The sequence below is a fragment of the Marinobacter sp. es.042 genome (genome assembly GCF_900188315.1).
Taxonomy (GTDB): Bacteria; Pseudomonadota; Gammaproteobacteria; order Pseudomonadales; family Oleiphilaceae; genus Marinobacter.
On record NZ_LT897781.1, the window covers coordinates 3,734,533 to 3,760,258 of the forward strand.

The 25,726-nt window shown below is 55.7% G+C and carries 26 protein-coding genes and 1 other RNA gene; 7 read left to right on the forward strand and 20 right to left on the reverse strand.

The window, feature by feature from the left end; genetic code table 11:
* Window positions 1–47: 47 nt before the first annotated feature.
* The 7 genes from CFB02_RS17115 to CFB02_RS17145 all read right to left on the reverse strand — a co-directional run bounded on the left by CFB02_RS17115 (window position 48) and on the right by CFB02_RS17145 (window position 9,853).
* A complete protein-coding gene (locus CFB02_RS17115) occupies window positions 48–1,004 on the reverse strand; it encodes an ADP-ribosylglycohydrolase family protein (RefSeq protein ID WP_319823077.1) in 957 nt (318 codons plus the stop codon).
* Window positions 1,001–2,026, reverse strand: a complete 1,026-nt coding sequence (locus tag CFB02_RS17120) for a DUF4268 domain-containing protein (RefSeq protein WP_227519268.1) — start codon at window positions 2,024–2,026, stop codon at window positions 1,001–1,003. The genes CFB02_RS17115 and CFB02_RS17120 overlap by 4 nt, the downstream gene beginning before the upstream one ends.
* A 135-nt stretch (window positions 2,027–2,161) precedes the next feature.
* Complete coding sequence (locus CFB02_RS17125) at window positions 2,162–2,878, reverse strand: M48 family metallopeptidase (RefSeq protein ID WP_227519269.1); 717 nt, start codon at window positions 2,876–2,878, stop codon at window positions 2,162–2,164.
* Window positions 2,875–6,009 (reverse strand): type I restriction endonuclease subunit R, encoded by a 3,135-nt coding sequence (locus tag CFB02_RS17130; RefSeq protein ID WP_088558974.1) that lies wholly within the window; start codon window positions 6,007–6,009, stop codon window positions 2,875–2,877. Before CFB02_RS17130 ends, CFB02_RS17125 begins: the two co-directional genes overlap by 4 nt.
* An 18-nt stretch (window positions 6,010–6,027) precedes the next feature.
* Window positions 6,028–7,257: a restriction endonuclease subunit S gene (locus tag CFB02_RS17135; RefSeq protein WP_088558975.1), complete on the reverse strand. Its 1,230-nt coding sequence runs from the start codon at window positions 7,255–7,257 to the stop codon at window positions 6,028–6,030.
* Window positions 7,250–8,974 (reverse strand): type I restriction-modification system subunit M, encoded by a 1,725-nt coding sequence (locus CFB02_RS17140; RefSeq protein ID WP_088558976.1) that lies wholly within the window; start codon window positions 8,972–8,974, stop codon window positions 7,250–7,252. The genes CFB02_RS17135 and CFB02_RS17140 overlap by 8 nt, the downstream gene beginning before the upstream one ends.
* Window positions 8,975–9,142: 168 nt before the next feature.
* On the reverse strand, window positions 9,143–9,853 hold the full coding sequence (locus CFB02_RS17145) for a hypothetical protein (RefSeq protein ID WP_088558977.1): 711 nt from the start codon (window positions 9,851–9,853) through the stop codon (window positions 9,143–9,145).
* A gap of 189 nt (window positions 9,854–10,042) precedes the next feature.
* On the opposite strand from CFB02_RS17145, the gene CFB02_RS17150 reads away from it, so the two are divergent.
* On the forward strand, window positions 10,043–11,257 hold the full coding sequence (locus CFB02_RS17150; protein WP_088558978.1) for a hypothetical protein: 1,215 nt from the start codon (window positions 10,043–10,045) through the stop codon (window positions 11,255–11,257).
* Window positions 11,258–11,270: 13 nt separating this feature from the next.
* Here the strand turns inward: CFB02_RS17150 and CFB02_RS18115 are convergent, their stop codons facing one another.
* From CFB02_RS18115 to CFB02_RS17180, 6 genes are all read right to left on the reverse strand, one after another.
* The gene (locus CFB02_RS18115) at window positions 11,271–12,935 is read right to left on the reverse strand and encodes a DUF6538 domain-containing protein (protein ID WP_157677820.1); all 1,665 of its coding nucleotides are present in this window, start codon (window positions 12,933–12,935) and stop codon (window positions 11,271–11,273) included.
* Window positions 12,936–13,016: 81 nt separating this feature from the next.
* Window positions 13,017–13,198: non-coding RNA, 6S RNA (ssrS, locus tag CFB02_RS17160), on the reverse strand.
* A 62-nt stretch (window positions 13,199–13,260) separates the two neighbouring features.
* Window positions 13,261–13,557: a cell division protein ZapA gene (locus CFB02_RS17165; protein ID WP_014578418.1), complete on the reverse strand. Its 297-nt coding sequence runs from the start codon at window positions 13,555–13,557 to the stop codon at window positions 13,261–13,263.
* Window positions 13,557–13,763 carry a TIGR02449 family protein gene (locus CFB02_RS17170; protein ID WP_008170964.1) on the reverse strand — a complete coding sequence of 69 codons (207 nt, stop codon included), beginning with the start codon at window positions 13,761–13,763 and terminating at the stop codon, window positions 13,557–13,559. The genes CFB02_RS17165 and CFB02_RS17170 overlap by 1 nt, the downstream gene beginning before the upstream one ends.
* Window positions 13,764–13,866: 103 nt before the next feature.
* On the reverse strand, window positions 13,867–15,141 hold the full coding sequence (locus tag CFB02_RS17175; protein ID WP_088558979.1) for an ABC transporter permease: 1,275 nt from the start codon (window positions 15,139–15,141) through the stop codon (window positions 13,867–13,869).
* On the reverse strand, window positions 15,138–15,854 hold the full coding sequence (locus CFB02_RS17180; protein WP_088558980.1) for an ABC transporter ATP-binding protein: 717 nt from the start codon (window positions 15,852–15,854) through the stop codon (window positions 15,138–15,140). Before CFB02_RS17180 ends, CFB02_RS17175 begins: the two co-directional genes overlap by 4 nt.
* A gap of 70 nt (window positions 15,855–15,924) precedes the next feature.
* Here CFB02_RS17180 and CFB02_RS17185 point away from each other — a divergent pair, with 70 nt between their 5' ends.
* Window positions 15,925–16,443 carry a DUF3299 domain-containing protein gene (locus CFB02_RS17185; protein ID WP_088559294.1) on the forward strand — a complete coding sequence of 173 codons (519 nt, stop codon included), beginning with the start codon at window positions 15,925–15,927 and terminating at the stop codon, window positions 16,441–16,443.
* Between the two features lie 25 nt (window positions 16,444–16,468).
* Here the strand turns inward: CFB02_RS17185 and CFB02_RS17190 are convergent, their stop codons facing one another.
* Complete coding sequence (locus CFB02_RS17190; protein ID WP_088558981.1) at window positions 16,469–17,113, reverse strand: ZrgA family zinc uptake protein; 645 nt, start codon at window positions 17,111–17,113, stop codon at window positions 16,469–16,471.
* A 136-nt stretch (window positions 17,114–17,249) separates the two neighbouring features.
* Here CFB02_RS17190 and CFB02_RS17195 point away from each other — a divergent pair, with 136 nt between their 5' ends.
* Genes CFB02_RS17195 through CFB02_RS17215 form a run of 5 tightly spaced genes read left to right on the forward strand, consistent with a single transcriptional unit; the run spans window position 17,250 to window position 22,636 of the window.
* The gene (locus CFB02_RS17195) at window positions 17,250–17,849 is read left to right on the forward strand and encodes a UPF0149 family protein (RefSeq protein ID WP_088558982.1); all 600 of its coding nucleotides are present in this window, start codon (window positions 17,250–17,252) and stop codon (window positions 17,847–17,849) included.
* A gap of 26 nt (window positions 17,850–17,875) precedes the next feature.
* On the forward strand, window positions 17,876–19,195 hold the full coding sequence (pepP, locus tag CFB02_RS17200) for a Xaa-Pro aminopeptidase (RefSeq protein WP_088558983.1): 1,320 nt from the start codon (window positions 17,876–17,878) through the stop codon (window positions 19,193–19,195).
* 6 nt (window positions 19,196–19,201) lie between these two features.
* Entirely contained in the window at window positions 19,202–20,485 is a 1,284-nt protein-coding gene (gene ubiH, locus CFB02_RS17205) for a 2-octaprenyl-6-methoxyphenyl hydroxylase (protein ID WP_088558984.1), read from the forward strand.
* Window positions 20,478–21,701, forward strand: coding sequence for an FAD-dependent monooxygenase (locus tag CFB02_RS17210; protein ID WP_088558985.1), 1,224 nt, complete (start codon window positions 20,478–20,480; stop codon window positions 21,699–21,701). The genes ubiH and CFB02_RS17210 overlap by 8 nt, the downstream gene beginning before the upstream one ends.
* Window positions 21,702–21,721: 20 nt before the next feature.
* Window positions 21,722–22,636, forward strand: coding sequence for a DUF808 domain-containing protein (locus tag CFB02_RS17215; RefSeq protein WP_088558986.1), 915 nt, complete (start codon window positions 21,722–21,724; stop codon window positions 22,634–22,636).
* A gap of 13 nt (window positions 22,637–22,649) precedes the next feature.
* Here CFB02_RS17215 and CFB02_RS17220 read toward each other — a convergent pair whose 3' ends face one another.
* The 6 genes from CFB02_RS17220 to hisI form a co-directional block, all read right to left on the reverse strand.
* Window positions 22,650–23,369, reverse strand: coding sequence for a 16S rRNA (uracil(1498)-N(3))-methyltransferase (locus CFB02_RS17220; protein WP_088558987.1), 720 nt, complete (start codon window positions 23,367–23,369; stop codon window positions 22,650–22,652).
* Complete coding sequence (tatC, locus tag CFB02_RS17225; RefSeq protein WP_088558988.1) at window positions 23,366–24,151, reverse strand: twin-arginine translocase subunit TatC; 786 nt, start codon at window positions 24,149–24,151, stop codon at window positions 23,366–23,368. Before tatC ends, CFB02_RS17220 begins: the two co-directional genes overlap by 4 nt.
* The gene (gene tatB, locus CFB02_RS17230) at window positions 24,148–24,621 is read right to left on the reverse strand and encodes a Sec-independent protein translocase protein TatB (RefSeq protein ID WP_088558989.1); all 474 of its coding nucleotides are present in this window, start codon (window positions 24,619–24,621) and stop codon (window positions 24,148–24,150) included. Before tatB ends, tatC begins: the two co-directional genes overlap by 4 nt.
* A gap of 11 nt (window positions 24,622–24,632) precedes the next feature.
* Entirely contained in the window at window positions 24,633–24,872 is a 240-nt protein-coding gene (gene tatA, locus CFB02_RS17235) for a Sec-independent protein translocase subunit TatA (protein ID WP_088558990.1), read from the reverse strand.
* Between the two features lie 89 nt (window positions 24,873–24,961).
* A complete protein-coding gene (locus tag CFB02_RS17240) occupies window positions 24,962–25,291 on the reverse strand; it encodes a phosphoribosyl-ATP diphosphatase (protein ID WP_088558991.1) in 330 nt (109 codons plus the stop codon).
* A 12-nt stretch (window positions 25,292–25,303) separates the two neighbouring features.
* Complete coding sequence (gene hisI, locus CFB02_RS17245; protein ID WP_008170988.1) at window positions 25,304–25,720, reverse strand: phosphoribosyl-AMP cyclohydrolase; 417 nt, start codon at window positions 25,718–25,720, stop codon at window positions 25,304–25,306.
* Window positions 25,721–25,726 lie beyond the last annotated feature (6 nt).

Here is a 25,726-nt window from a genome sequence, read left to right on the forward strand (position 1 = left end):
TTGACAATAGTTTTCAGAGTTCAGGAACGTTACACCGGAATTCTGGCTCACACCGCCCTCATGAATAGCGCATTCGCGTAGTCTTCAATTACTTCCCTCATTGCCAATTTGGACAGCCATTCCGCAGGTATACGCTCTGAACCATAAATCGCGCCTGCCAGTTGTCCGTAAACAGCACCTGTGGTGTCAGCGTCTTCACCAAGGTTGACCAATTTCAATAATCCAGACCGAAAATCGTCGGTAGTTACCAGCGCCCATAATGCAGCCTCTAGCGTGTGCACTACGTAGCCGCTGCCTCGAATCTCCGCAGGCTTCCGCTCTCGGTACGATCCTGCAGCGATTTTCGCGATCGCTGGAGACACTGGATTGTTCTGAAACACCTTTAGGTGACCCAGATTCAATTTCAACAATTGATCTTTACTAACTCCGTCGAGTGCCAGTGCAATCAATATGGCGTAGTAACGGCATGCGTCTATTGCCTCAGGAGCTGCGTGAGTTGTTCGGGAGCCCAATGCTGCGTAATGAGCAGTCTCGGCCAGGTCAGTCCGCCAGCGCATCGGAATCGGCGCCAATCGCATCAGAGAGCCATTACCTGCAGTCTTTGGATCGATCGAACCGGCATAGGGTTCGCCCCACTGTTTGAAGGCGTCCAACGCTCTGGAAGTTGCCACACCGATATCGAAACACTCGCCAGTCGCGCTCAAATGCCCCTGGTCCCTCCACCGGCCATATTGTTGCATCTGGTCTACCGGATCAAAATCATCGGTCTTCAGGATGCTCTCAGCGAGACAGAGCGCCATCGATGTGTCATCAGTCCATTCACCGGGATTCAGATTGAACGGACCGCCGCCAACCATATCCGTTATCGGGTCGAAGGTCCCTGGCGTCGAAAATTCTAGCGTCGTGCCCAGCGCATCGCCGACTGCTAAGCCAAGCAATGCGCCGGAATACCTGGATTCTATGGAAATCGGCTTAGCCATTTTCGAAGTAATCCACGGGTTCAATTCATCTCCGTGCCAGCATTGCCCGTGGCTACTCGATTTCTCATCTGTGTCCACTCCTGGCGTAATGGTTCCTTGATAGCCCTTTCCAGCCGGCACATGCCGTCGACCATAAAATTGATCATCGTGCCCCACTGATCACGATCGAATACATTACCAGGCTGTTCCGTCTTGATCCGACATGCTCTCCGTTCTTCAAGAGGCTCCCACTCAAGCACATCGCCAAAGGCTTCGTGTATCTCGTCTCTTCGAGCAAAAAGCTGGTTGAAAATATACTCGTTGTCGGCTTTGTCGCCCCGGTCAATGTAGAGTTCAGCCCTGCAGTATTGCCTGGTGGCCGCGAAATTGAAGCCAATGCCCCCCACACCAGAACCCGCACCAATCCAACTGTAAACTCCAGGACTGATGTTCTGGTAGAGATTCGAAGAACTAGCATTCATCGCATCAATGATTTGGCTCCAGAATTCTCTGCGAACCAGGTGGCGTTGCTTCTGCTCCACCTGATCCTCAATATCGTCCTGAGCCTTCTCCGCCATACCGATCATATATTCCTCGGTGTCCTGAGTCGGGATGATTTGTTCCACATTCAGAAACAGCTCATCGCCCATGGCATAGGGCGTGGCGCGAAAGCACTGAAGACGGACCTTGAAGTTCAGGAGCCACAGGACAGTGCTTGTGACCTCCTTCCGGAAGTTGGCCGCTATGAGAATTATTCTCTGGGTCACCCCTTTATTGAGTGTTATGTCGGCGAAATCCTGGTTTCCGAAGAACTCACACAACAAATCCTCGGCTTTCGCTCCAGGCTGCACCTTGTCCAGGTAGTTCTGGTAGATGTTGGCGATGTTTGACTTCGAAAGCCCGGAGCAATAAGACGCGTACTTCAGCGCCTGCCACGTCACGTCCCGCCCGGTATCGTCCAACTTGTTTTCGATGATCACTAGCGCACCCTGCTTGTCTACCGCCAGTAGATCAAGACGTTCTTGGGTGTCGCTGAAACCAGAAAATTCCTTTTGAATAATCAGCAAGTCCTCGCCAAGCACATCGGGTTGCTTTGCGATCCACTCCTGGAGATGTTCCCGCTCCCGGAAACCTAGCCCCGAGAACGACTTTTTCTCCAGCCGCTGTATGGTGTTGGATGACCTATTGATCCGATACATGGCTCATACACTCAATTTCATTGCATTATCCCGCAGCCACTCTCGGCACTGCTGGTACTCCGGCATCACCCTCGCCAACTCCCGCCAAAACTCCGGAGAATGGTCATGGCGTATCAGATGACAAAGTTCATGGACGACCACGTAATCCACCATTCGGTTCGGTGCCATCATGATCTGCCAGTTGAATTCCAGCTTACCCTTGGCGGTGCAGCTGCCCCAGCGGGATTTGAATGTGCGGATGCTCACCCCGGCAGGTTCTACCCCTACCACCGGCTCGAAGCGTTTCACTTTCTCGGTCAGCTTCTGTTCTGCCTGCCGCTTATACCAACGCACAAGGGCATTGCGGACCATGTGCGGTTTTTCGGTGCCGTCAGGTACAGTCACCACCAATCGACCGTTTACCAGCTTCACAGGCGCGAAGTGCCCCGTTTCGACCTTCAGCCGGTAGTTGCGCCCCAGATAGCTGAAGGCTTCGCCAGACACATACCGCTTGCTGCTGGCGGGTGTCATTTCCCGGTGCAGGGTGATCTTTTCTTTGATCCAGCGGCGTTTCGCTGCCAGTAGCTGGTCGATCTTTTCGGCAGGGGTGTTCACCGGCACCACCACAGACACGGCACCGTCTTCCACGCGAATATCCGCAGACTTGCGGCGGTTGGTACGGATGACTTCGGCAATGAAGCCGTCCCCGTCCCGATATTCTGGTTTCTGCGCTGCCATCATTTGAACTTGTTCTTCGCCAGTTCCATGAATCGGTCCTGAACCACATTAACCAGGGCTTTCTCGCCAAACGAACAATCCAGAACCGCCCGTTTGATTTCTTTCTTCATCCGCTTCACCTCGTCCGGCTTGCTGAAGAAATCCACAATCTGGGTGGCTTCATCGAACATGCCCACCAAGTCCTGGCTGGTCGCCTTGATCTCGTCGTGTACGGCTTCGCTGATGGCATCTTCACCGGCATGGCTGGTCACTTCCGCCATCAGGATGTTGTAGAACGCGAATTCGGTTTCACTCAGCCCCAGATCATCCGCAGCCTGTTTGTGTTCAGACTCCATGCTATCGACCATCTGAAGCAGCATTTCCAACTGCTGGTCCCACTTGCCCGCCGTCTTTTCGATAATGTCCCGCAGGCGAAGGCTCAGGGATTTGTAGTACTCCGGGTCTTCGTCCAGATTCACCGTGATGTGGTGTTTGATGGCGCTTTCGATCTCGGACGCGCGGGATTCGGGGGATTTAATTTGCTCCACCGTCTCCTTGAAGTTCGCTGCCATCAGGTCCACGGGTGGAATCTTCGGGTCTACCCCGGTGCTGATGATGTGTTCATCCACCAGCTGGCGGACCTTTGCCCCGGCATCGCTGATGTTCAGTCCGGGATCACGGTAACGATTACGGGCGGCATTCTGCACTTTACCCCATAGCTTCAAGTCCGGAATAAAAGGTTTGGCGGCAGTATCCGGCAGAATCACATCCATCTGCTTGGCGAACTTCTTGAACGCCAGTTCGAACTGCTGGCGGGTGTCTTCATCCTTCAGGTGCAGCACGTAATCATCTACATCCGTGCCTTTAACACCGGCGAAGATGGCAGCCACACGGGTGTGAGCCGCCTTCAGGCGAGGTATTTCGTCCTTCAGCGTGTGATAGGTGCCTTCCACGTCTTCACTGCTGAACTGGCTCAGAGCGTCTGTCAGGTAGTCGGACAGCCCGTAGTAATCCACCACGTAGCCGCAGGCTTTGCCCTTATAGGTCCGGTTCACCCGCGCGATTGCCTGCATCAAGGTGTGGTCCTTCAGGCTCCGGTCGATGTACATCACCTGTGCAATGGGGGCATCGAAACCGGTCAGCAGCATATCCTTCACGATCAAAAAGCTGGTGGGGTCTTCTTTCTCTTTATCCGTACCCAGTGGCTTGGTGAAGTTCCTGATCACCTGTTTCTGGTGGGCGCTGTCGGTGTATTGGCTCAGGTATGCCGGGTCGTTGTGAGTGCCAGAAATGATCACTTCGGAAGGGGGCGCTTCCAGGTCGTCCAGGGTTTTCTTGAATACCGTGGCAGCATGGCGGCTGCCGACCACAATCATGGCTTTGAAACCATTGGGCTGAATCTTTTCCCGGTAATGCTTGAGCAGGTCAATACACACCCAGCGAATGCGGGCAGGGGCTTCCCGTACTGCTCGCTCCACACCGAACTTCTTTTTGATTTCCCGCTTTTCGTCGTCGCTTTTGTCTTTGAAGTATTCTTCAAACAGTGCATCCAGCGAGTCACCAACCACATCACTTTGAACCTGGCGACCTTCGTAGATGATGCGCACTGTGGCACCGTCATCCACCGCTTCATTGATCTTGTACTTGTCGATGTACCCGCCGAAGGCTTTGTCCATCTTCTGGGATTTCAGCAGGGGAGTACCGGTAAAACCGATCTTCGGGGTGTTGGGCAGGGCGGCATTGATGGTCATTGCCAGCCCGCCAAACTGGGTGCGGTGGGCTTCGTCCGCCAGCACAATGATCTTTTCACTGGGGTTCAGGTCGGTGAAGTTACCTTCGGCTTCCGCTTCCTGAAACTTCTGCACCATGGCAGTCACAATGTCGGAAGAATCCTTGGACAGCAGTTCCTTCAGTTCCGCCACTGAGCCAGCGTTATAGATGGTTTCGTTCTGGGCATCCCGGAAGGTTTTCGACAGCTGCCCATCCAACTGGGTGCGGTCGGTGACGAACACCAGCTTGTACTGCTTCAGCTCCGGGTCGCGGCGCATCTTAACCGCCAGCATGACCATAGTCAGAGACTTTCCGGACCCTTGGGTATGCCAAACTACCCCGGACTTTTCCTTGCGCGTGGTGCCGTTCTTGAGGCGTTCTATGACCTTGTTCACTGCCCGGTATTGCTGATATCGCGCCACCTTCTTGATCAGGCGACCATCCACCGGTTCAAACAGGGTGAAGTTCTGCATCAGGTCGAGGAAACTGGCTGGACTGAACATGCCAGCAAGCAACCGCTGTTGCGGGGTGACTTCGCTAGAACCAGTCCCGGCACCAGAAGCGATCTGTTTAGCGGCAACCAGATACTCCGGTGAGGGTACGTCACCAGTCTTGTGGCTGGATGCTGTCGAGCCAGTGGAGATGAAGGCAGGCTGTTGCAACATCGCCTGAATATCCGCATCCGTAAACGGGTAAGCATCCTTCCAGTCACCGTAATGCTGTGCGCTGGAACTGATAGTGCCTACCTTCGCCTGATTCCGGCAGGTGGATACCATCAGCTGGTTGTACCAGAACAGTTTCTGGGCACCCTCATCGTCTTCCGGGGTGCGCAGGTTGGCGTACCGGCGCAACTGGTTGATGCCCTCGGCTACCGCGTCGGCAACATAGGGTGATTTGCACTCAATTACCGCCAGCGGCAAGCCGTTCACGAAGCAGATAATATCCGGGATGATGTTCTGGTTGATGCCTTCAACCTTGAACTGGTTGGTGCACAGGAATTCGTTGTTTTCAGGGTTGTCGAAGTCGATGATCTTGACGGTCTGCCCCTTGCGACCGGCACCCAAGTCCTGTTCAACGGACAGGTAGTTCACCAGCAGGTCGTAAATGGACTGGTTATATTCCATCAGACCCGCGTGATTCGGGTGAGTGAATTCGCGGACGACTTTGCGCAGATTTTCGTCACTGATCCATGGATTGAGCCGGACCACGGCAGCTTCCAGACGCTTGGACAGCACCACGTCCCTGTAATAGCCCCTTTCACCAACCGGTGCGCCATCAACAGGCAACACCGGTGCAAGGTCTGCACCGGCTACATAGGTCCAGCCAAGGCGGGTCAGTTGCTCAATGGCGGGCAGTTCGACTTTTTCGACTTCATCCTTAAACATAGCGTGGCGGGTGCCGGGTTAGGCAACCGCTGACTCCTTTTGATCGACTTTGACTCTGACCTTGCCTGTTAACAGGTCTTGCATGAGGGCTTTTTTTAGACCTTCATAACTCCTTAGTTTGTGCAGCGTACCGTTTAAGTGGTTATCGAGTGCAGATAGGCTTTTGGCTATTTCTTGCTGCTCGTTAAAAGGCGGCAGTACAACCTGAAATTCTTTCAGGATTTGAGTCGTTAAGTTTGTAAAGATTCCTCCATGAGTAGCTGAGGAATCGAAAATACTCTGCATTGGGACCAGCTGATAATAAAGAAACTCTGGGTCGCACTGGGGGGTAATTTGCTGGAAGGCGAGAAAGCCATCGTGAATACACGCATCAACAGATAGAAATGCTGGAACTCCTACCATTCCGCTACAAACAATGGTAAGTGTTCCTGCAGGTACGGGGCGACTGAGTTTTGCGCCGGCTTCAGTGAGAGAGTCTATTTTTGGGGTGACATATTTCCCATCACGAGTAACGTCTTTAACCATTAGGCGTGGTACTGAGCCACCGTAGTATCTCGGGTCGCCTTGTGGGCGAGGACTAGCACCTCTAATAACCTTGGCTACATCCTGTATTTGGACGACCTCCCACGTCACAGGGATTCGCCCGGCAGGTGAATCCTTAAACTCAGTATGCCCAATCCCTTTGGTCAATAACTCCTGCATCATGCCGGTTTTCAGGTCTTTCAGCTTGTCGATCTGTGCGCGTGTTTTTTCGATCACGTCATCGACGGATGATAGGATGGCTGCGATTTTTTGTTGTTCGGGGAGTGGGGGCGCAGGGAATTCGATCGCTCGGAGACCTGCGCCAGTTATTTGTGGTTGAGCACTTCCGGAAATCGAGTCACCTACGCCACGATATTTTAAAGCGTAATAGAGGTAGTTTTGGGAAACCTCACGGCTCTTAATATTATCCAATGCCATGGAGTTTCCGGTGATATAGGTTTTTGGCGGAATTCGGTTGATCGTCCCGCAAGTGTTGCCACGACAAGTAATGGCAACCGTTTCATCCTCGTGATTGTATTCATGGAAGAAGCCAACGAAGCCGTTTGCGCCAAATACCGGATAGCCAGTAGTGGTCATTTCTGAAGATGAAACTGTGCGCCATTGTTTCGGGCTGCAAATATCTGTGAGTTTGCGAAAGGACCAATCATTCGGAATGGTGCTTGGAATGCAGACTACCTGTCGCAGAACATCACCGAGGTTACTCATACCCCAGCTCCTTTAGATAACCTTTCATCACGCCTTCTGCTTCAGTCACCTGTGCATCTAGCTCGCTCAGTGATACCCGGTACTTGTCCCACCAGCGTTCCAGTTGAGTAATCACCTTGGCATCCACATCGCCAATGGTTTCCCGGATAGCTTCTTTGGTATCAATTTCCGGCTTGAACTCGTAGTAGTCCGCATCCCGCCTTACAAACACTGTGGACACGTCGAAGCCTTCCAGAATTTCTTCCTGGATATACTCGCTTTCCACTTCCCGAACCGGGATGCCGCCGTGCAGGATGGCGCGCACGTCGAAGATTTCCGGGGGCGGGCTGGTGTCGGCGTAGCGGCGGATGTTCAGGTTGTAATCGTTTTCGGCGATTTCAGCCAGGGTGACGACTTTTGAATAGCGTTTGATTTCGGTGTAGTCGTCGAATGTCTGGACGATCTTTTCAATGTCCTGCTGGCGGAGTTTGTTCTGGTTCTTGCCTTCTTCGTATTCCAGTTCGCTGTTGATGAACAGTACCTTTCCTTTGCGTTCTGCCGGTTTGTTCTTGTTGATGATCAAGAGGCAGGCGGGAATGCCGGTTCCGTAGAAAAGGGCTGCGGGTAAACCCACCACAGCTTCCAGCAGGTCATCATTGAGGATGCCCTGGCGAATGGCTTTCTCGCTGGAACCCCGGAATAGAACACCGTGGGGCATGACCACGCCCATCATGCCATCGTTGTTCAGGCTGGCAATCATATGCTGAACGAATGCCAGATCACCGGAATCCTTCGGTGGAGTGCCATAGGGGAAGCGACCGTAGGAGTCGGTATCGGCTTCTTCTTTCCCCCATTTTTTCAGACTGAAGGGCGGATTGGCGATCACCCGATCAAAGGTCATCAGCTCACCACCCTGGGTGTGCTGGGGGTTGCCTAACGTGTCGCCTTTACGAATGTCCGCGCTGTAGACCCCGTGCAAGAACATGTTCATCTTGCAGATTGCCCACGTATTCAGATTCATCTCCTGACCGAATAGGGACAAGTTGGACGGGTTTTCGCCATGGGTCGCCAGATAGTTTCGGGTCTGCACCAGCATGCCGCCAGAACCGGCGGTGGGGTCGTATATACGCATTCCGGCGTGGGGCTTGAGCAGGGCAACCAGCAGCTGCACCACTTCAGACGGAGTGTAGAACTCACCGCCTTTCTTACCGGCGCTGTCCGCGAACATCTTGATTAGGTATTCATAGGCGGTGCCCAGCAGGTCCGGACGTTCAAAGTCTTCATTACGCAGGCGGTAGCGGCTGAAGTGGCTCAGCAAGTCACGTAGCTTTTTATCAGACAGCTTGTTCTTGATGTTGAAGTCGATGGACACCAGCACCGCTTCCAGCGAAGCGTTGTATTCTTCGATGGCTTCGGTGGCGGTGTTCAGTTCAGAGCCAATGTCGTGTTTCAGGTCCTTGAGGGCGTCCCAGCGGGCAACGGGGGGGATGTAGAAGGTCTTGTCGTATTCGTCTTCATCGTTCGCCAGTTCGCGAGCCTGGGCTTCGGTCTTGCCCTTGTCCATGTAGTACCGGACAACGCCTTCCTGTGCTTCTTCAAAGGCATCCGACAGGCGCTTTAGAAACATCATCCCGAAGATGTAGTCCTTGTATTCGGATGCGTCCATGTTGCCGCGCAGAATGTCGGCGGCTTCCCACAGGAAGGATTCAAGTTGCTGAAGGGTGATGTTGTGGCTCATTCAAAAGGTTCCATGTACTTCAATGAACATGAGGAGGCGAAGTCTGTTCCGATCAATACATTCACGGTTGTCATGATGTTGATTGGAAAGAACAACGCATCCGTTAGCTTGATAATGTATCGAGTGTAGTGGTCTGCCATCTGTGCAGCAATCCAGACGCTGAAACCGCTAATCGAGAATGCGTTTCTTTTTATACAGTCTCTTGGCTTTGGGTCCACCGGTTCGATAGAGGTCTTTGTTCTTCTCCCACTTCTCATCGAGAAAGTCTGGCGCTTCCGGCACGTATTCCTCGATCAAGTCACGCCCTTTCACTTCCCGCTGCCGATCACCGCTGCCCATCGTGTAACGGTCCAGCATCATCCGCGCGAGCATCAGGGAGCTGGAGGGCTTATCGCCAGTGAGAGCGTAATAGGCTGCCGCGAGCTCCTTATGATCGAAGATGTCCGGTAACAACCCCAACAACTGGATCAATCCTCGCTTGTTCAATCGTGAGTGCATCACCTGGTCAAGGTCAGCTTTCAGGTTTCCGACAACGTCGTTCACGATTTGGGTTTCAACGGAATTCAGAACACTGCCAGCTTCGGGGACGGGTACCAGAGCGATATCTTCATCCTGACTGCCTTGAAGCTTCTCCTCAGTTACCAGTTGAATATAGATCAACGTCAGGCTGTCAGTATCAGTGTCACCCGGTGAAAGAAAACCATGACGCTGGACTCCTTCCGAGTATCCAGAGAGTTCAGATGCAAGTTCAGACGCAACCGCGTCTGGACCGCCTTCCGTTAGGTCCGCCGAAGGCAACTCCGTCCCGTCGCATGGCAGCATGAGTTGCAGTTGAGCATGACCTATTGTCAATGCGATCAACTTGATTGTTACTTGCATAGGACCTCACTCACCGTCATTTAAGATGAAGAGGATACTGTATTCTTAATTAAGAATTCACCTTCCCGACAGCACTCAAACCGACAGACTTCGAGATCACGATACCTGCTCCTACTCGATAGCGTTATAGATACAGTATTGCCAACCAGTTAGTGCAACTGTATTCTTAACCAAGAAAAGGAGATAGACATGATCTTCATCACCGAAGACCTAGATTTCGATAATCTGACATCTGACCAAGTTCATCACCTCGTGCCTAAGCAACCCCTGGGAGCGTTTTCATGGGATGTGCCCGTGCGACCCTTGCCATTCATCGATTACGATTTGAGAAGCTATAGGGAGGCGGTCAAGGGCTTTTATCAACGCCTCACTTTTCTTCGTTGTGCCAGAAACACCAGGCATTCGCCGACAGATGCCCAGATCGAAGCGTTCACCCGTTACCTTGTCGAAAACCAGCGGGACAATCCTGAACTTCATTTTGGTCATGGTTCCTGGGCGATTCCGGAAGACACAACTATGCCCGGGGATGCTGCTATAGACTTTGCATTCACGCCGTCCTATTTGGCGATTGCCTGGCTGGTGCTCGTAAAAGATCGATATCCGCAGATAGCAAAGAATGTGAAAGGCGTCGACAAAGCACTTCGCCGGGGAATGCGCTTCATTTTTATCGAAGACCTGAAGGGATCAGGGCACGATTCGAATCGAGACCTTCTGAAGGCGGTTGAATACCTCTCATTGGGGGCGGTGTTCAGCTTCATTGCAGACCACATGGCTGAGTACCCTCGGCTGGTTGAACAAGTTCACGCCGTTGAGTCCAACATCCTGGGAAAACTCGCAACTGCGACCGATTACAGTGCGACGGACGCATACAGTCGACAGAAAGCCCTGCAACTCATCCGTGGCGGCGATAGTGACGACAGTCTGGTGTGCCCTACTGTATGGCATCAGTGGCAACTTTCGCAGTCTGCGTGGGCTTACAATCGCGTTCTTGAGATTGCTCCCTCGATAGCCGCCCGCACCGTCTTTCCACCAGTGAAAGAGAAGACTGTTGAGATTGTTCAGCGACTTAGGGAAGCATTTCATGAGATTAAACCGAAGCATGCTGTCTTCGGACAAAGACGACAGGTGACATCCGACTCCATCGAACTTAAGTTAGACGTATCATTTGACTCCAGCATTGAATCAGCCATAGGGCAGGTAGGAGTCGTTCCGTGGGTAGGGAATCTGTCGTCCCAGGGCTTTATGAGGGCTCTAAAACAGGCATTCATGAGTCGTTTGAGCTATGAGCTGGACAATTATTTTGCCGAGACAGAAGAATTCAAGGGAGAAGAGTTCCGTGTCTGCGTCGCAAAGGTTAATCGGCAAAGTGAACAGTACCGAATCTTTGTATCAGCTCGTGGCTGAAGCTGGTCAGCGTTTATGACACAGCTTCATCCGGCCATAGGTATTTAGTCAGCAACTCTTGGTCTGGAAGGGGCGGCCATACGGTCTCCGCCGATTTAGCCAAGGCTTTGAAATCGGAATACTTGGACTGTTGTGAGTTGTTTGCATGGCCGAGATACGCATCTTGGAGGTCCTGCCTTTTTTCAGCTTCGCGCCACAGTCCAATCACATGATGCCTAAAGCCGTGCGCTGGGCGTACCGTTGGTTTTATCCCCTGTTCTTGCCCTAATTTCTTCAATTTACGGCTAAACCTGTTGGCTTTGTTTCCGGTCATGTCCCATAGGCTTGGGAATAGCGGTTCTCGTGCAGGTCTAGTTGCATACTCTGTGAAACCCAGGTCCTTCATATAAGGGTGAACAGGAACTCTGCGGATGCTCGAATAGTTCTTCACAGTGCGACCCATGGAATGGTCCTCACGTATGCGCAAAGCTTGTGTGTCGCGAACCATAACCAAATCCTCGCCCAACATTGGAGCAATTTCCCCTAGTCGCGCTCCAGTCAAGTAAAGAGTCAACATCGCCCAAATTTCATCAACGGTTAACGACGTGAGGATGTTATCCGAGGTCAATAAGGTCTCAATTTCTTCCTTACTGTATTCAAAAGCTTCTCCCCGATGCTGTGTTTGGGTATTTGGCACCATTGGCGTGGGATTGAAGGCGTTATATTTCGTCTGTAGTTCTTGATCCGCAAACGTAAGAACCGCTGCAACTCGTTTCAAGGCCGCTTTCACGCCGCTGGCGGTTCTAACGGGCAGATTTTCTTCGCTTGCGATGTCTCGCTGTCGATCGAGAGGTAACTGACGAAATTCTTTTGGTTTGAGACCGGACCGTATCTTAAAGTTTGGGATGGTTGTGTCAGGAAGTTCGCGGAGCGCGTCTCGAAACGTTAATGCATGCTCTCGCGTCAGCATTGATAGCCTGATATCTCCAGCGTGTTGTATGAGCTTCGAGAAGTCGCTGCGGTATGTTGTGACCTTGCCCCGGTCTCTAGGGTTGTCTGAGGCGCTGTGGAGGGCTTCAAATCGATTCCAAATGCCCTTCAGCGTCGGTGTTTCTGTGTTTCCGATGGTGGCACTCGCCAGATGAGATTCGACCGGATCGCGTCCCTCGATCAGGAGTGCTTTCTCCGCCAATAAAACGAGGAGCTGATGGTACTTCGCGCTTTTGTGATTGAGAGCAATGCCGTGGTGTAGGAGTAAGGTGCGAGCGTCCGTACCCAGTGCCTTCTCCAGCTTCTTCAAGTTATTGGCTTGAGGGCAGGAATCTAAATTAAGAAATGACGGTGGCTTTCTTAGTCTCCTCGGCAATTGGTGCAGAGAGAGCGGGGATAGTGGCTCATCAGAGTCGGCACCCACTTTCGCGAGGGAATACCATTCTTCCGCCAGTTTTTGTATATGAAGGTCGGTAATCTTTTCAGTACCCAAAAGTTGCGCTCTCGCGTTGGCAATTTGTCGCTCAACGCATGCGCTGATCTGGTGATACCGGCTCCGTGCGGTTACTGGATCAGCAGTCTGGAAGCTGTATTTGATCTCGCGTTTGCCGAAATAGGGGCGCAACTCCGTTGGAATGACCTTTCGGAGGAAAAGATTGGCGGTTTCAGGGCGTCGGTGGAGGCTAGATTTGAGGCGTAGAACAGTCACTTTTTGTACCAGTCTTTTGTACCAGTTCAGAATTGAACGAAGACCGTAAGTAACTGTTTTCGGGGTAACTCGTTGAAAATAAAGCTTCCCGGGCTGCCGTTATCGGATGTGGCCCTTGAACCCAAAGTTCAAGGTCGGTGGCCGCTGTGACATATTAGGCTTTCCCCTGTCGGGGACGTGCTCACAATGCCCTGAAGTAGCCACCTGGGTAGTGCGCATCGGCTCGAGGACGTATCCGACTATCCCGAACAGCCCAGGAAGTTGTTCTCATTATACGGGCAGTGTCGGGGCCGATTGCAACACCTGTCTGCGATTCTCTGGGGATTTAACGACCGGAACCATCACCCAGCGCGCCGTCCAGTTTGTTGTCCATGGCTCGCAGCAAGGTGCTGGTGGCATCGGACATGGTGTCGCGCTCGAGCAGTTCGTGGGTAATGTTGAGAGCGGCCATTACAGCAATGCGCTCGGTACCAAAAACCTTGCCGCCGGCGCGGATTTCCCGCATTTTGCTGTCCAGATGCCGGGCGGCACGCAGCAGTGCCTCCTGTTCTTCCTCGGGGCAGGCGACCAGATATTCCTTGTCGAGGATTTTCACCTCAACCGTGGTGGATTGCTGTGCCATCAGTGATGCTCCAGGGCCCTAAGGCGGCTGATCATGGCTTCGATCTTGTGTTTCGCGTGATCGTTTTTCTGCACCAGCTGGGCCCGCTCCCGGTTCCAGTCGTCCTGCAGCTCCCGCAATGTGGCGTTGTCCCGCTCAAGTTTCTGACAGCGTTCAATCAGCCTGTCCAGCTTGTCCGCTAATGCCTGTACTTCGGACTGTTCCATGACGTGCCCAGCAGTGGTTTTATGATATTAAGCTCAACTATAAGTGTGGACGCTAAGTCGGTCAATTTACAGGCTTGTCATTGCGTTCCCTGCGTGATGCCCATCACTGATCTGCGGCCTCGCCAAAGCCCAGCCGGCGGCTCTGGCGCCATGTTTTGAAGGCAGGGATCAGCGCTACGATGAAGGCCGCGACGGGCACCGAGACCAGCAATGCCCATTCCTCGGAAGTCAGCGGGCGCAGCGCGATCTGCAGTCCATAGTTGGCCAGCAGCCATGGGCTTGCTGTTGAAACCCCTGCCATGCCAATCACGAGAGCCAGCAGACAGGCCACGCCAGCAAGGGCGACACATTCAATGATATACAGAGAGGCGATAAGTGCCGGCGAGGCACCGGTTGCTCTGAGTACGGCAATTTCGTGAGCCCGCTGCGCCTGTAAGGTTAAAAGAACGGCGATCAGTCCGATCAGGCTGGTAATCACGACGAACACGGTGATGCCCAGAAGCGCCCGCTCGAATTGGCCCATTAGCCGCCAGAGCTCGCTCAGGGCGACGCCCGGGAGTATGGCTGACAGTGGTTCACCGGAGAACTGGTTGATTTCCCGTTGTATCCGGAAGGTCAGCACCTGTCTTTCAATGCCGACAAATGCGGCGGTAATGGCATTGGGTGTGAAATCGCGGCCTTCCGCCTGCTCTCGCGTGAGTGTCCTGCCTGGAATGGCGACCCCGGATTCCCAGCCCACGTGCATGGCCTCCATGCCGTCCAGGCCAATGTAGACGGCCTGATCCACCGGCGTTCCGGTGGGGGCCAGTATGCCAGTAACGGTAAACGGCGTGTCTTCGTGGTTGGAGAAGCTGGTGCGCCCACCGCCATGGGATAGCACAATCTGCTCACCTATCCCGTGCTCCAGTGATCTGGCAACGCCAGCGCCAAGCACAACGTCGAAGACTCCGTCAAACCACTGGCCATCTGCCATTTCGAGCGGCAGGTCGCGACCATAACGGAAGTGCTTGAGAAAATTCTCGTCTGTGGCGACGACACGGTTACCCCGGTAGCTGTCCCCCAGGGAAATCGGAATCAGCCACTCGAGGCGGCTATCGCTTTTAAGACTCTGGTAAGTCGACCAGCGAATGTTGTTGGTGGCATCGCCAATATGAAACACGGTGTACAGCAGCAGGTTCAGCTGGCCACTGCGGGCGCCGACGATCAGGTCGGTACCGCTGATGGTGCTGGTGAAGGATTGTTTGACCTCGGTGCGGAGGTACTGGATGCCCAGCAACAGGGAAACGCTCAGGGTCAGGGTCAGGCACACCAGGGCCAGTACTTTTTTGCGATGCCAAAGGCTTGCCATCGCGAGTGTCATAGCAAGGCGTGCTTTCATATCCGGTTACCCCGCAGTTCCAGATGATTGCCGAAATGGCGGGCCAGGGACTGGTCGTGACTGACAAACAGCACCGAGGTGTTGTGCCGATGCGCAAGATGCAGAAGCAGTTCCAGGAACCGGTCCCGGTTGTCCGCATCCAGTGCCGAGGTGGGTTCGTCTGCGAGGACCAGTCCGGGTGCGCCGATCAGCGCCCGGGCGGCCGCGATGCGTTGCTGCTGGCCAATGCTTAGCCTGGTGACTTTCCGTTGCCAGTGGTCTTCGGGGATCGACAGGGCGGCAAGCAATCTCTCTGCTTCCTCTGCGAACGTCGGTTCGGTACGCTTTTTTCGCAGTTCAGAGAGTTCGCAGGGCAGGGTTACGTTGGCACGGGTTGTCAGGTAGGGCACCAGGTTGAACTGTTGAAAAATGACACCCATGTGGTCGGCCCGGAATTGATCTCTCTTGCCGGCGCTCAGGCGGTGAATGTCGGTGCCAAGCAGCTTTACGTGGCCGCTGGCCGGGCGAAGCATGCCCGCCAAAAGGCTCAGCAGTGTGCTTTTGCCGCTGCCGCTGGGTCCGTGCAGGAAAAGATGATCACCGCGCCTCAGGGTAATATCCGGAAAACTGAGGGGTTCCTGTACCCGGTTCCAGGAAAAGTCGAGACCGCGTACTTCAATTGACGTTTCCGCGCTCGGGGAACTGTTATTGGCTGAGTCTGTCTTGCTGGTCATGTTGGTTGCTGTCTGCCCGGTGTATGATGGCGGTTTGCGAGTTTCACTATCAGGAGTCTGTGGTCCAATGATGTTTACCCCGGTGCGTTCGCGCTTTGCGCTGCCCTCTCTCGCCGCGCTTGTCCTGGTGCTCTTGCTCCCGGCAGTTGGTCATGCCGAAACCCGGGAAATTGACTGGCTTGAACTGATGCCCGCCGAAGACCTGGCGCTGCTGGAGAATATGCCAGAGATTGAGCACGAGGGCGATGGCCCGCCGCTGCTGCCGGACGAGATCATGACCGGCCGGGTCGTGCCTGAGATGGGCAACGTGGAAGGGCGTATTCCCGGCTTCGTGGTGCCCCTGAAAACGACCCAGGATATGCAAATCCTTGAATTCTTCCTGGTGCCTTACTATGGCGCCTGTATTCACGTGCCTCCACCGCCCCCGAATCAGATTATTCACGTCAAATACAAGGAAGGTCTCACGCTTGAAGCCCTGTATGATCCGGTCTGGATCGAAGGCAAGCTGGTGATCGACCGCACCGAGAATGACATTGGCACCTCGTCCTACTCGATGATTGCAACGAATGTCGAGCCCTACAGGGAGTAGGGCCGTCAAATCGTTGTCCGCCGTCTCACTGGCCTGTCAGGCTGAAGCTGCGTTCCGTGTGTTCCAGGCGAGTCGATCCCTGACCTCCTGACCACACCCACTCGACAGCAAGATGTTCGATTTCGGGGAAGCGCTCGGTGAGGGGAGTAATCAAAGTTTCTGCCGAAGCCAGACCGGTGCAATTCAAAATCTGGGTCACTTCAAAATCTGAGTGGGTGTACCCTTCCGAATGCTCATGCTCATGCTCATGCTCATGCTCATGCTCATCGTGCCCGTGCTCTGCTTTGTGATCATTATGTCCATGGCTGTCGTGGTCGTGATTGTCATGGTCATGGTGGTCATCAGAGTCACCGCCGGCCTCCTGATAAACCTCAACACTCGCCACGGTGCAGCTGGCATCTGGCGTGTTGATCAGCGGTGTGCGTTCAAGCCATTCGGTTGTTTCCGTGATCAGGGCTTTCTGATCGTCTGTCCGGGGGCGGTGCTCGAATCCCAAAAGGTTGTAGGCCGGCGACGTGAAAATCAGATCGATCTGATTGCCATCCAGAGCGGCCTGCAGTTCTGCGTGACCGTGCTGGTGAGCGCCCGGATTGTCACTGGCGATAGCGGGCAAGGCCAACAAGGCACTGCTGGTAAACAGGAATAGAGAGCTGCGTTTTGATGGCGTCATGGCGGAGTCTTCCATGTAAATTGATACGTTATAACATTTTGTTCTCTCCCCGGATAAAAATCAACAGGCAGTGCCTTGGCACCGCCTGAATGCTAGGATAGACCTCTAATCCATTAACACAGGATCCGCCTGTTTCATGTCAGAAACCGACACTTCCGGTGCTGCCCGCGCCGCAGAATTCGAGCGCTGGGCCAACGTTTTTACAGCTCACAAGGCATTCAGCCACCCATCCGAACTGCACGGCGCGCTCTGTGGTCGCCTGGCGGCCGGATCGCGTATCAAAGAGCCGGAGTGGCTGGCAATGGTGTGTGAACACATGGGGTTGGCCGAGAATGCGGCCGAAGAGTCCGATGATCTCGCCCCGTTCATGAACAAAGCCTATGAACAGACCCTCGAGCTCTTGAAATCAGCAGACATGAGTTTCCATCCTTTATTGCCGGATGACGACTATGCCATTGAGCAGAGGCTGGAAGCCCTGGTTTCCTGGGTGCGGGGATTTCTCGAGGGTATGGCACTGTCGGCCGGCGAGTCACTCGGCCAGGCGCCAGACGAGATCCGGGAGCTGATCGAGGATATGGTGGCCATCAGCCAGCTATCCGAAGAGGAAGAAGCGGACGACGAAAGCGAGCAGCAATTGCTGGAAATTACCGAATACATCCGGCTGGGGGCGCTCGCCGTGTTCACTGAATTCAACGCCCCTGAGCCACCGAAGTCTGATTCGCCGACCCTGCACTGAGCCGGGTCCTGATTGCAGGAGAGACTATGAACTCCATGATTCCCGTAAAGGAGTTTGCCGAGCGCCGTCGCAAGCTGATGGAGCGTATGGCGCCAGACAGCATTGCGATTATTCCGGCCGCCCCGGAGCGCGTTCGTAATCGGGATGTGCTGCATCCGTTCCGCCAGGACAGCGATTTCCATTACCTGTCCGGTTTTGGTGAGCCGGAGGCCGTCCTGGCGCTGATTCCGGGCCGTGAACACGGGGAATCGGTACTGTTCTGCAAAGAGCGCAATCCGCAGAAGGAGCTCTGGGACGGTTTCCTGGTTGGCCCGGAAGGCGCCATCGAACGCTACGGCCTGGACGATGCGTTTCCGATCGCAGACATCGACGACATCCTGCCGGGAATGATCGAGGGTCGAAGCCGGGTTTATTATCCCCTCGGCAAGGACGATCATTTTGACGCCCGGGTCATGGACTGGGTGAAGATGATTCGCAGCAAGGTTCGCAGCGGCGCCCACCCGCCGGGCGAGTTCGTAGCCCTGGAGCACCTGCTTCATGATCTGCGGCTATACAAGAGCGCCAATGAGATCAAGATCATGGCCAAGGCCGGCCAGATCAGTGCTGAGGCCCATTGCCGGGCCATGAAACGGGCCCGCAAGGGCGGCTTCGAGTACAACCTCGAGGCCGAGCTCATCCACACTTTCATGGAGCATGGCGCACGGTCTACGGCCTATCCCTCCATCGTGGGCGGTGGCGCCAATGGCTGCATCCTGCATTACATCGAGAACAGTGCGCCGCTGAAGGACGGCGATCTGGTACTGATTGATGCCGGCTGTGAATACCAGTGCTACGCCTCTGACATCACTCGCACATTCCCGGTCAGTGGAAAGTTCAGCAATGAGCAGCGGGCCCTCTACGAGGTGGTGCTGGCGGCGCAGTATCGGGCCATTGAGGCGGTCTCGCCGGAAAATCACTGGAACCGGCCCCATGAGGCTGCGCTGGAAGTACTGACCCAGGGCCTGATTGATCTGGGGCTGTTGTCCGGCACCCTGGAAGACGCCATTGCCAACGAAGCTTACAAGCCCTTTTTCATGCACCGAACCGGCCACTGGCTGGGGCTGGATGTACACGACGTGGGCGATTACAAGGTCGGTGACGCCTGGCGCCAGCTGGAACCCGGCATGGCCCTGACCGTCGAGCCAGGCCTTTACATTGCGCCGGATAACACCGACGTGGATGAGAAATGGCGCGGCATAGGCATACGCATCGAAGACGATGTGGTGGTGACCAAAGACGGCTGCCGGGTCTTGACCGAAGCGGTGCCGAAAACCATTGCCGAAATCGAAGCCCTGATGGCGGACTGACAGCCTGTGACCAAGCCTGATACCGATCTGATCATTGCCGGTGGTGGCCTCGCCGGAGCGACCCTGGCCCTGGCGCTGGCACGGATGGTGCCGTCGCTGCGCGTGACCGTGGTCGAGGCCTTCCCGCTCGCGCCCGATGCCCTGCCGGAGAGTTACCAGCCGAGTTACGATGCCCGTTCAACCGCGCTGTCCTGGGGCTCCCGGCTGATCTTTGAAGAGCTGGGGCTCTGGCACCGGCTCTCCGAGCATGCCACTCCCATTGAACATATCCATGTTTCTGATCGGGGGCATTTCGGCGCTACCCGGCTGCATGCCGCCGAGCATGGTCAGAAAGCGCTTGGTTACGTAGCGGACAATCGCTGGATGGGTTTGTGCCTGATGCGTGAGCTTCTGGATACCAATGTCCAGTGGCGGGCGCCGGCAGAAGTGACAGATATGACGCCTATACCCGGTGGCGTCCGGGTCCGGCTGTCGGAGGATGGCGAGAATGCCCCGGAGCTGACGGCTCGCTGTCTGGTGGTCGCAGATGGCGGTCGCTCAGGATTGCGCGAGAAACTTGGCTTCAGGGCCGATCGTCACAGCTATGGCCAGAACGCCCTGATCGCCAATGTCTCCACCAGTGACAGTCACGGGTTCACCGCCTTTGAGCGGTTCACCGATGCCGGTCCCATGGCTCTCTTGCCCCATGGTTCTCCCACGCGTGCCGGGCACCAGTCGGCACTGGTCTGGACGTTATCCGATGAGGTCCTGGAGGAGGTTCTGGAGCTGCCCGACGACGAGAAATGTCGCTGGCTTCAGGACCGGTTTGGCTGGCGTCTGGGTCGTTTTACCCGCATCGGTGCCTGTCATCATTATCCGCTGACCCTGACCACGGTGGATGAGCCAGTGCGCCCCGGGGTCGCCCTGGTGGGCAATGCGGCCCATGCCCTGCATCCGGTCGCGGGGCAGGGCTTCAATCTCGCGCTGAGAGGGCTCATGACGCTGGTCGAACAGTTCCGCCTGGCTGAAGAGCAAGGCAGGTCGATTGGCGATCTTGAGGTCCTGAAGCGCTACCAGGCACTGCATCGGGAGGACTGGCAGCAGACGGTGCGCTTCTCCGATTCGCTTGTCCGTTTGTTCGGGCATTCCATGCTGCCGGTTACGGTGGCCCGCGATGCCGGCCTGGTGGGTCTTGATCTGTTGCCTGGGGCAAAACGCTGGTTTGCCCGCAAGGCCATGGGCCTGGGCGGCCGCCGCGCCCTGATTGAGCGGCCCGGAAGCCTGAACCGGGAGGCGCCGGCTAATGAGTGAGGCGCAAACGTTCGATATTCTTGTGGCTGGCGGTGGCATGATCGGTTCCGCCCTGGCTCTCGGGCTGTCACGACAAGGGTGGCATGTGGGGCTGGTGGAAGGTTCCGGACATGAGTCTCTGGTTGAGGCCCTGGACTCCGCCACCACCGTTGCCGATTTCGAACCACGGGTCAGTGCCATTTCGGTGGCGAGCCAGCAATTGCTGGAGCAACTCGGAGTCTGGTCCGAGGTGACCGCCGGTCGGCACTGTCCTTACCAGACCATGAGGGTCTGGGATGGCGACGGCACGGGGCGAATACAGTTTGAGGCCGCCGAGCTGCAGGCGAGAGCCCTCGGAACGATTGTCGAGAACCGCAGCATCGTCCGATCACTGTTCAGGGCTTTGGAACAAAGTCCGGTCGAACTGATTGATGGCGCGAGGATTACTGGCTGTAAACAGTTGTCTGGAACTTATACGGTTGAGCTGGAGGATGGTCGATCCTTGTCGGCGGGGCTATTGGTCGGTTGTGACGGTGCCAATTCCCGTCTGCGCCACTGGGTTGGCCTGCCAACGCGTGAGTGGGACTACGACCAGCAGGCAATCGTATGCACGGTGAAGACCAGCCAGAGCCACCGTTTCACCGCGTGGCAGCGATTTTCGACGACCGGGCCGCTGGCGTTTTTGCCCTTGCTGCCAGAGTCCGGAGATGAGCATTTCTGTTCCATTGTCTGGTCTCAGGATACCGCGGAAGCGCGGCGTCTGATGACTTTGGACGACACCGACTTTGCCGCTGAACTTGAGCGTGCGATTGAGCGCGAGCTGGGATCGGTGCAGTCCATTTCCGGCCGCTTCGCCTTTCCGCTTCGACAGCGGCACGCGAAGGACTACATTGCCCCCGGCTTTGCCCTCGTCGGCGATGCGGCCCATACCATCCATCCGCTGGCGGGACAGGGTGCCAACCTTGGCTACGGCGATGTACGGGCTCTGCTCGATGAGCTTTCGCGAGCTAAAAAGGCGGGCCTGAGTCCAGCCAATGAGCTGGTTCTGGCGCGCTATCAGCGCCGCCGGAAAGGCGAGAATCTCGCCATGATGGCCGCCATGGAGGGCTTCAAGCAGCTGTTCGGCCGTGATGAGCTGCCGGTCCGCTGGCTGCGAAATACCGGCCTGCGCTGGCTCAACCAGATGGGGCCGGTGAAAAATCGTATAGCTGCCGAGGCCATGGGTCTTAACGGCTGAATACAAAAAGGAATTGTCCAATGGCAGGAAGCAGCCTTCTGGTTCTGATCGATGACATCGCCACTGTGCTGGACGATGTTGCCCTGATGACAAAAGCCGCCACCAAGAAAACCGCAGGTGTTCTGGGGGATGATCTGGCGCTTAACGCCCAGCAGGTGACCGGTGTAAAGCCTGCCCGGGAACTGCCAGTGGTCCTCGCGGTTGCCCGCGGCTCCATGATCAACAAGGCCATCCTGGTGCCGGCGGCCCTTGCGATCAGTTTTTTCATGCCCTGGCTGGTAACGCCTCTGCTAATGCTCGGCGGTGCCTTTCTGTGTTTTGAGGGCTTTGAGAAACTGGTGCACAAGTTTTTACACCAGGAGCAGGACCAGAAGCGCAAGGGCGAGCTGCGTGAAGCCCTCAAGAGCCCGGACGTCGACTTGCGGGCGATCGAGAAAGACAAGATCAAGGGCGCCATCCGCACCGACTTCATTCTGTCTGCCGAAATCATTGCCATTACCCTCGGAACGGTAACGACCCAGACCATCGGCATGCAGTTCATGGTGCTGGCGGTGGTTGCGATTATGATCACAGTCTTTGTTTACGGCCTGGTGGCAGGGATCGTAAAGCTGGACGACGGCGGCCTCTACCTCAGCCAGCAAGAGAATCCGGTGCTCCAGCAATTGGGTTCAGGCATTCTCTGGCTGGCCCCCTATCTGATGAAGACACTTTCCATCCTGGGCACTCTGGCGATGTTTCTGGTGGGTGGTGGCATTCTTACCCACGGACTGACGCCGGTATACGACGCTATTCATCACTTTGCCGAGGGTTTCAGTGGTGTGGCTGGTGTGCTCGTGCCAACGGTGGCCAATGGCCTGTTCGGTGTGCTGGCAGGTGCGCTACTGGTGGCCATTATCACGCCACTGACGCGATGGTGGCAGGCGAGGAACGCCTGAGAAGGCCGGGGCTCTAGAGGCAGGCGTCGAACAGCCGGCTCACCAGTACCGGTACCGCGGTTTCGACTCGCAGAATACGGGGGCCGAGATGCACGCTCTGGCAGCCGGCTTCCTCCAGTTTTCCCACTTCGTAAGCCGTGAAGCCACCTTCCGGGCCAATGCAAAGCACGGTCGGCTGGTTAAGGTGCACAGGGCAGGGGGTGCTTGTGCCGGGATGCGCTACCAGGGCTCGTTTATCCGCCAACAGCGCCGGCAACTCATCTTCCACGAAGGGTTTGAACAGCTTGCGGATCTGCACACGGGGCATCAGGGTATCTTTTGCCTGTTCCAGCCCCAGCGTGAGGTTCTCCCGAAGCTGTTCGTCTGAGAGCCACGGCGTCTGCCAGAAGCTTTTCTCCACCTTGTAGCTGTTGATCAGCCAGAGGTCCTTCACGCCCAGGGCAGCGCAGGTTTGCAGGATGCGACGGAACATCTTGGGCCGGGGCATGGCCAGAATCAGGGTGAGCGGCAGAGGAGCCGGCGGAGCCTGATCCAGCGTCACTCGCAGTTCTGCCTCGCTATCGGTAAGTCGGACGACTTCGCCGGTTCCAAGCTGGCCATCCGAACGGCCTACGGGAACGGTGTCGCCAGCAATGACCTTGATAACGGACTGCAGGTGGGCCAAGCGCCGACCGCGCAGAACGGCCCGGTCAGGCGCTACGAAATCCTCGTTAAACAGTAACGCCAGATTCATTGGCCAGCAGGCTCATCGCTTTTCGGGTCTGCGACTTCCCGTTTTGCCAGCCGCCCGAAAAGGATACCGACTTCGAACAGGATCCACATGGGAACCGCGAGAAGGGTCTGTGAAATAATATCCGGCGGGGTCAGCATCATGCCGATGATGAAGCACCCCACCACCACGTAGGGGCGTTTGGCTGCGAGATCGGCGGGCGTGGTGGCGCCGGTGAGGATCAACAGCACTGTGGCGATCGGAATTTCGAAGGCCACACCGAAGGCGAAGAACATTTTGAGTACGAAATTGAGGTAGCTGGTAATGTCCGGGAGTTCGACGATGCCTTCGGGTCCTATCGCGGTAAAGAAGCCGAACACCAGCGGGAAAACCACGTAATAAGCGAACGCCGCGCCCGCATAGAACAGTATGACCGAGGTAAACAGCAGCGGAAAGGCCAGCCGTTTTTCGTGGGCGTAGAGGCCCGGCGCAATAAAGCTCCAGAGCTGGTAGAGAATGATCGGAATGGCAGCGAACACAGCCAGCACCAGGGCCAGCTTTAAAGGCGCGAAGAACGGCGAGGTGACGTCCGTTGCGATCATGGTCTGGCCAACGGGCAACAGCGAGCGTATAGGCTCGGACAGCCACAGGTAAAGTTCGTTGGCAAACGGATAAATGGCAGCGAAGCAGACCAGCACCGCAAGAACCATTTTCAGAAGGCGATTACGCAGTTCGAGCAGGTGCTCGATCAGTGGCATTTCCTGCTGTTCCGGAGGCAGCTGGTTGCCGTCGGGTTTTGCATTCATGAACGATTATCCGGCGGACTTTGCGGGGTTTCGCGTTTGGGTTGTTCGTTTCCGTCAGAGCCGGAATCTGGCGTCTGCGAGGGGCTAATAGCATCGGGCTGATCCTGCGCTGGAGCCTCGGAGCCCTTTGGCTGGCCGGATACCCGCCGTGTCGCAGGTGCAGGCCTTGGCTTCTGGGTCTCGTTCTCGGGCAGGATCATGTGCTCGTATTTCCTGGCTTCGTCCAGGGCGCCGCGCACGGTTTTCTGAACGTCGTCGAGGCCAACATCTCCTGCCTTGCGAAGCTCGTCGCGGAGTTCGCCGGCTTTCAGTTCCCGGTCCAGTTCCGAGGTGAACTGGCCAACCATGCGCCGTGCACCACCCACCCAGCGGCCAGCCGCACGGGCAGCCGCGGGAAGGCGCTCGGGACCGAGTACCAATAGCGCTATGACGCCGCAGATCAGCAGCTCAAGAAAGCCGATATCGAACATTCAGCCTGGTCTCAGCTGTGGGACTTGTCCCGGGGCTTGTCTTCGGCCGCAGCCTGTTGCTGTGGCTGCTCCCCTTCCTTGCCTTCCAGGGATTCCTGGTTCTCGGCCTTGGAGTCCTCATCGTTCATGGACTTCTTGAAGCCGCGAATGGCACCGCCGAGGTCACTGCCGATGTTGCGCAGCTTCTTGGTTCCGAACAACAGAATGACAATGCCGAGTACGATAAGTAATTGCCAGATGCTGATACCCATTACGGGGTCCTCGTTTTAAATGTTTCTGTTCAGTGACATTGTACGTTACCAGAACCGTTTCGCGGAAACCCGTTTAGAGGTATTCCCGCTCACTTGTTCCTCGACGCTTTTTCTTCCAGGCCTGACAGGTCGAACCGGCTGGCCAGTTCCTCCAGGATGTCTTTCGGGCCAAGGCCCAGGCTCGACAGCATCACCATGCTGTGAAACCACAGGTCGGCCGTTTCATAAACCACGTCCCGGGTTTCTCCGGAATGCTCTGCGTCCTTGGCTGCGAGCAGGGTTTCCGTGCACTCTTCTCCCACTTTTTCCAGGATCTTGTTCAGGCCCTTGGCGTGGAGGCTGGCTACATAGGAGGTTTCCGGGTCTGCCTCTTTCCTGGCCTCCAGAACCCTCGCCAGGTTTTCCAGTACATCGCTCACTGTCCGTGCTCCTCAGTTGCTGCCGTAAATAGTGCCGGGGTCCTTGATCACCGGGTCAACGCTGACCCACTGACCGTCTTTCAGAGTCCGATAGAAGCAGCTGCGTCTGCCAGTATGGCAGGCGATGCCGCCTTTTTGCTCTACTTTCAGCAGGATGACGTCCTCGTCGCAGTCCAGTCGAATGTCCCGGATGACCTGTTGGTGCCCCGAGGTTTCCCCTTTGCGCCAGAGCTTGCCCCGGGAGCGCGACCAGTATACGGCGTGCCCTTCTTCGGCGGTAAGCCTGAGCGACTCGCGGTTCATCCAGGCCATCATCAGGATATCGCCGGTGTCAGCGTCCTGGGCGATGGCCGGAACCAGACCGTCCTCTGTCCAGCGTATGGCATCCAGCCAATCAGGGGTCTCGACGTTATCCGAGCTATTTTGCATTTTCGT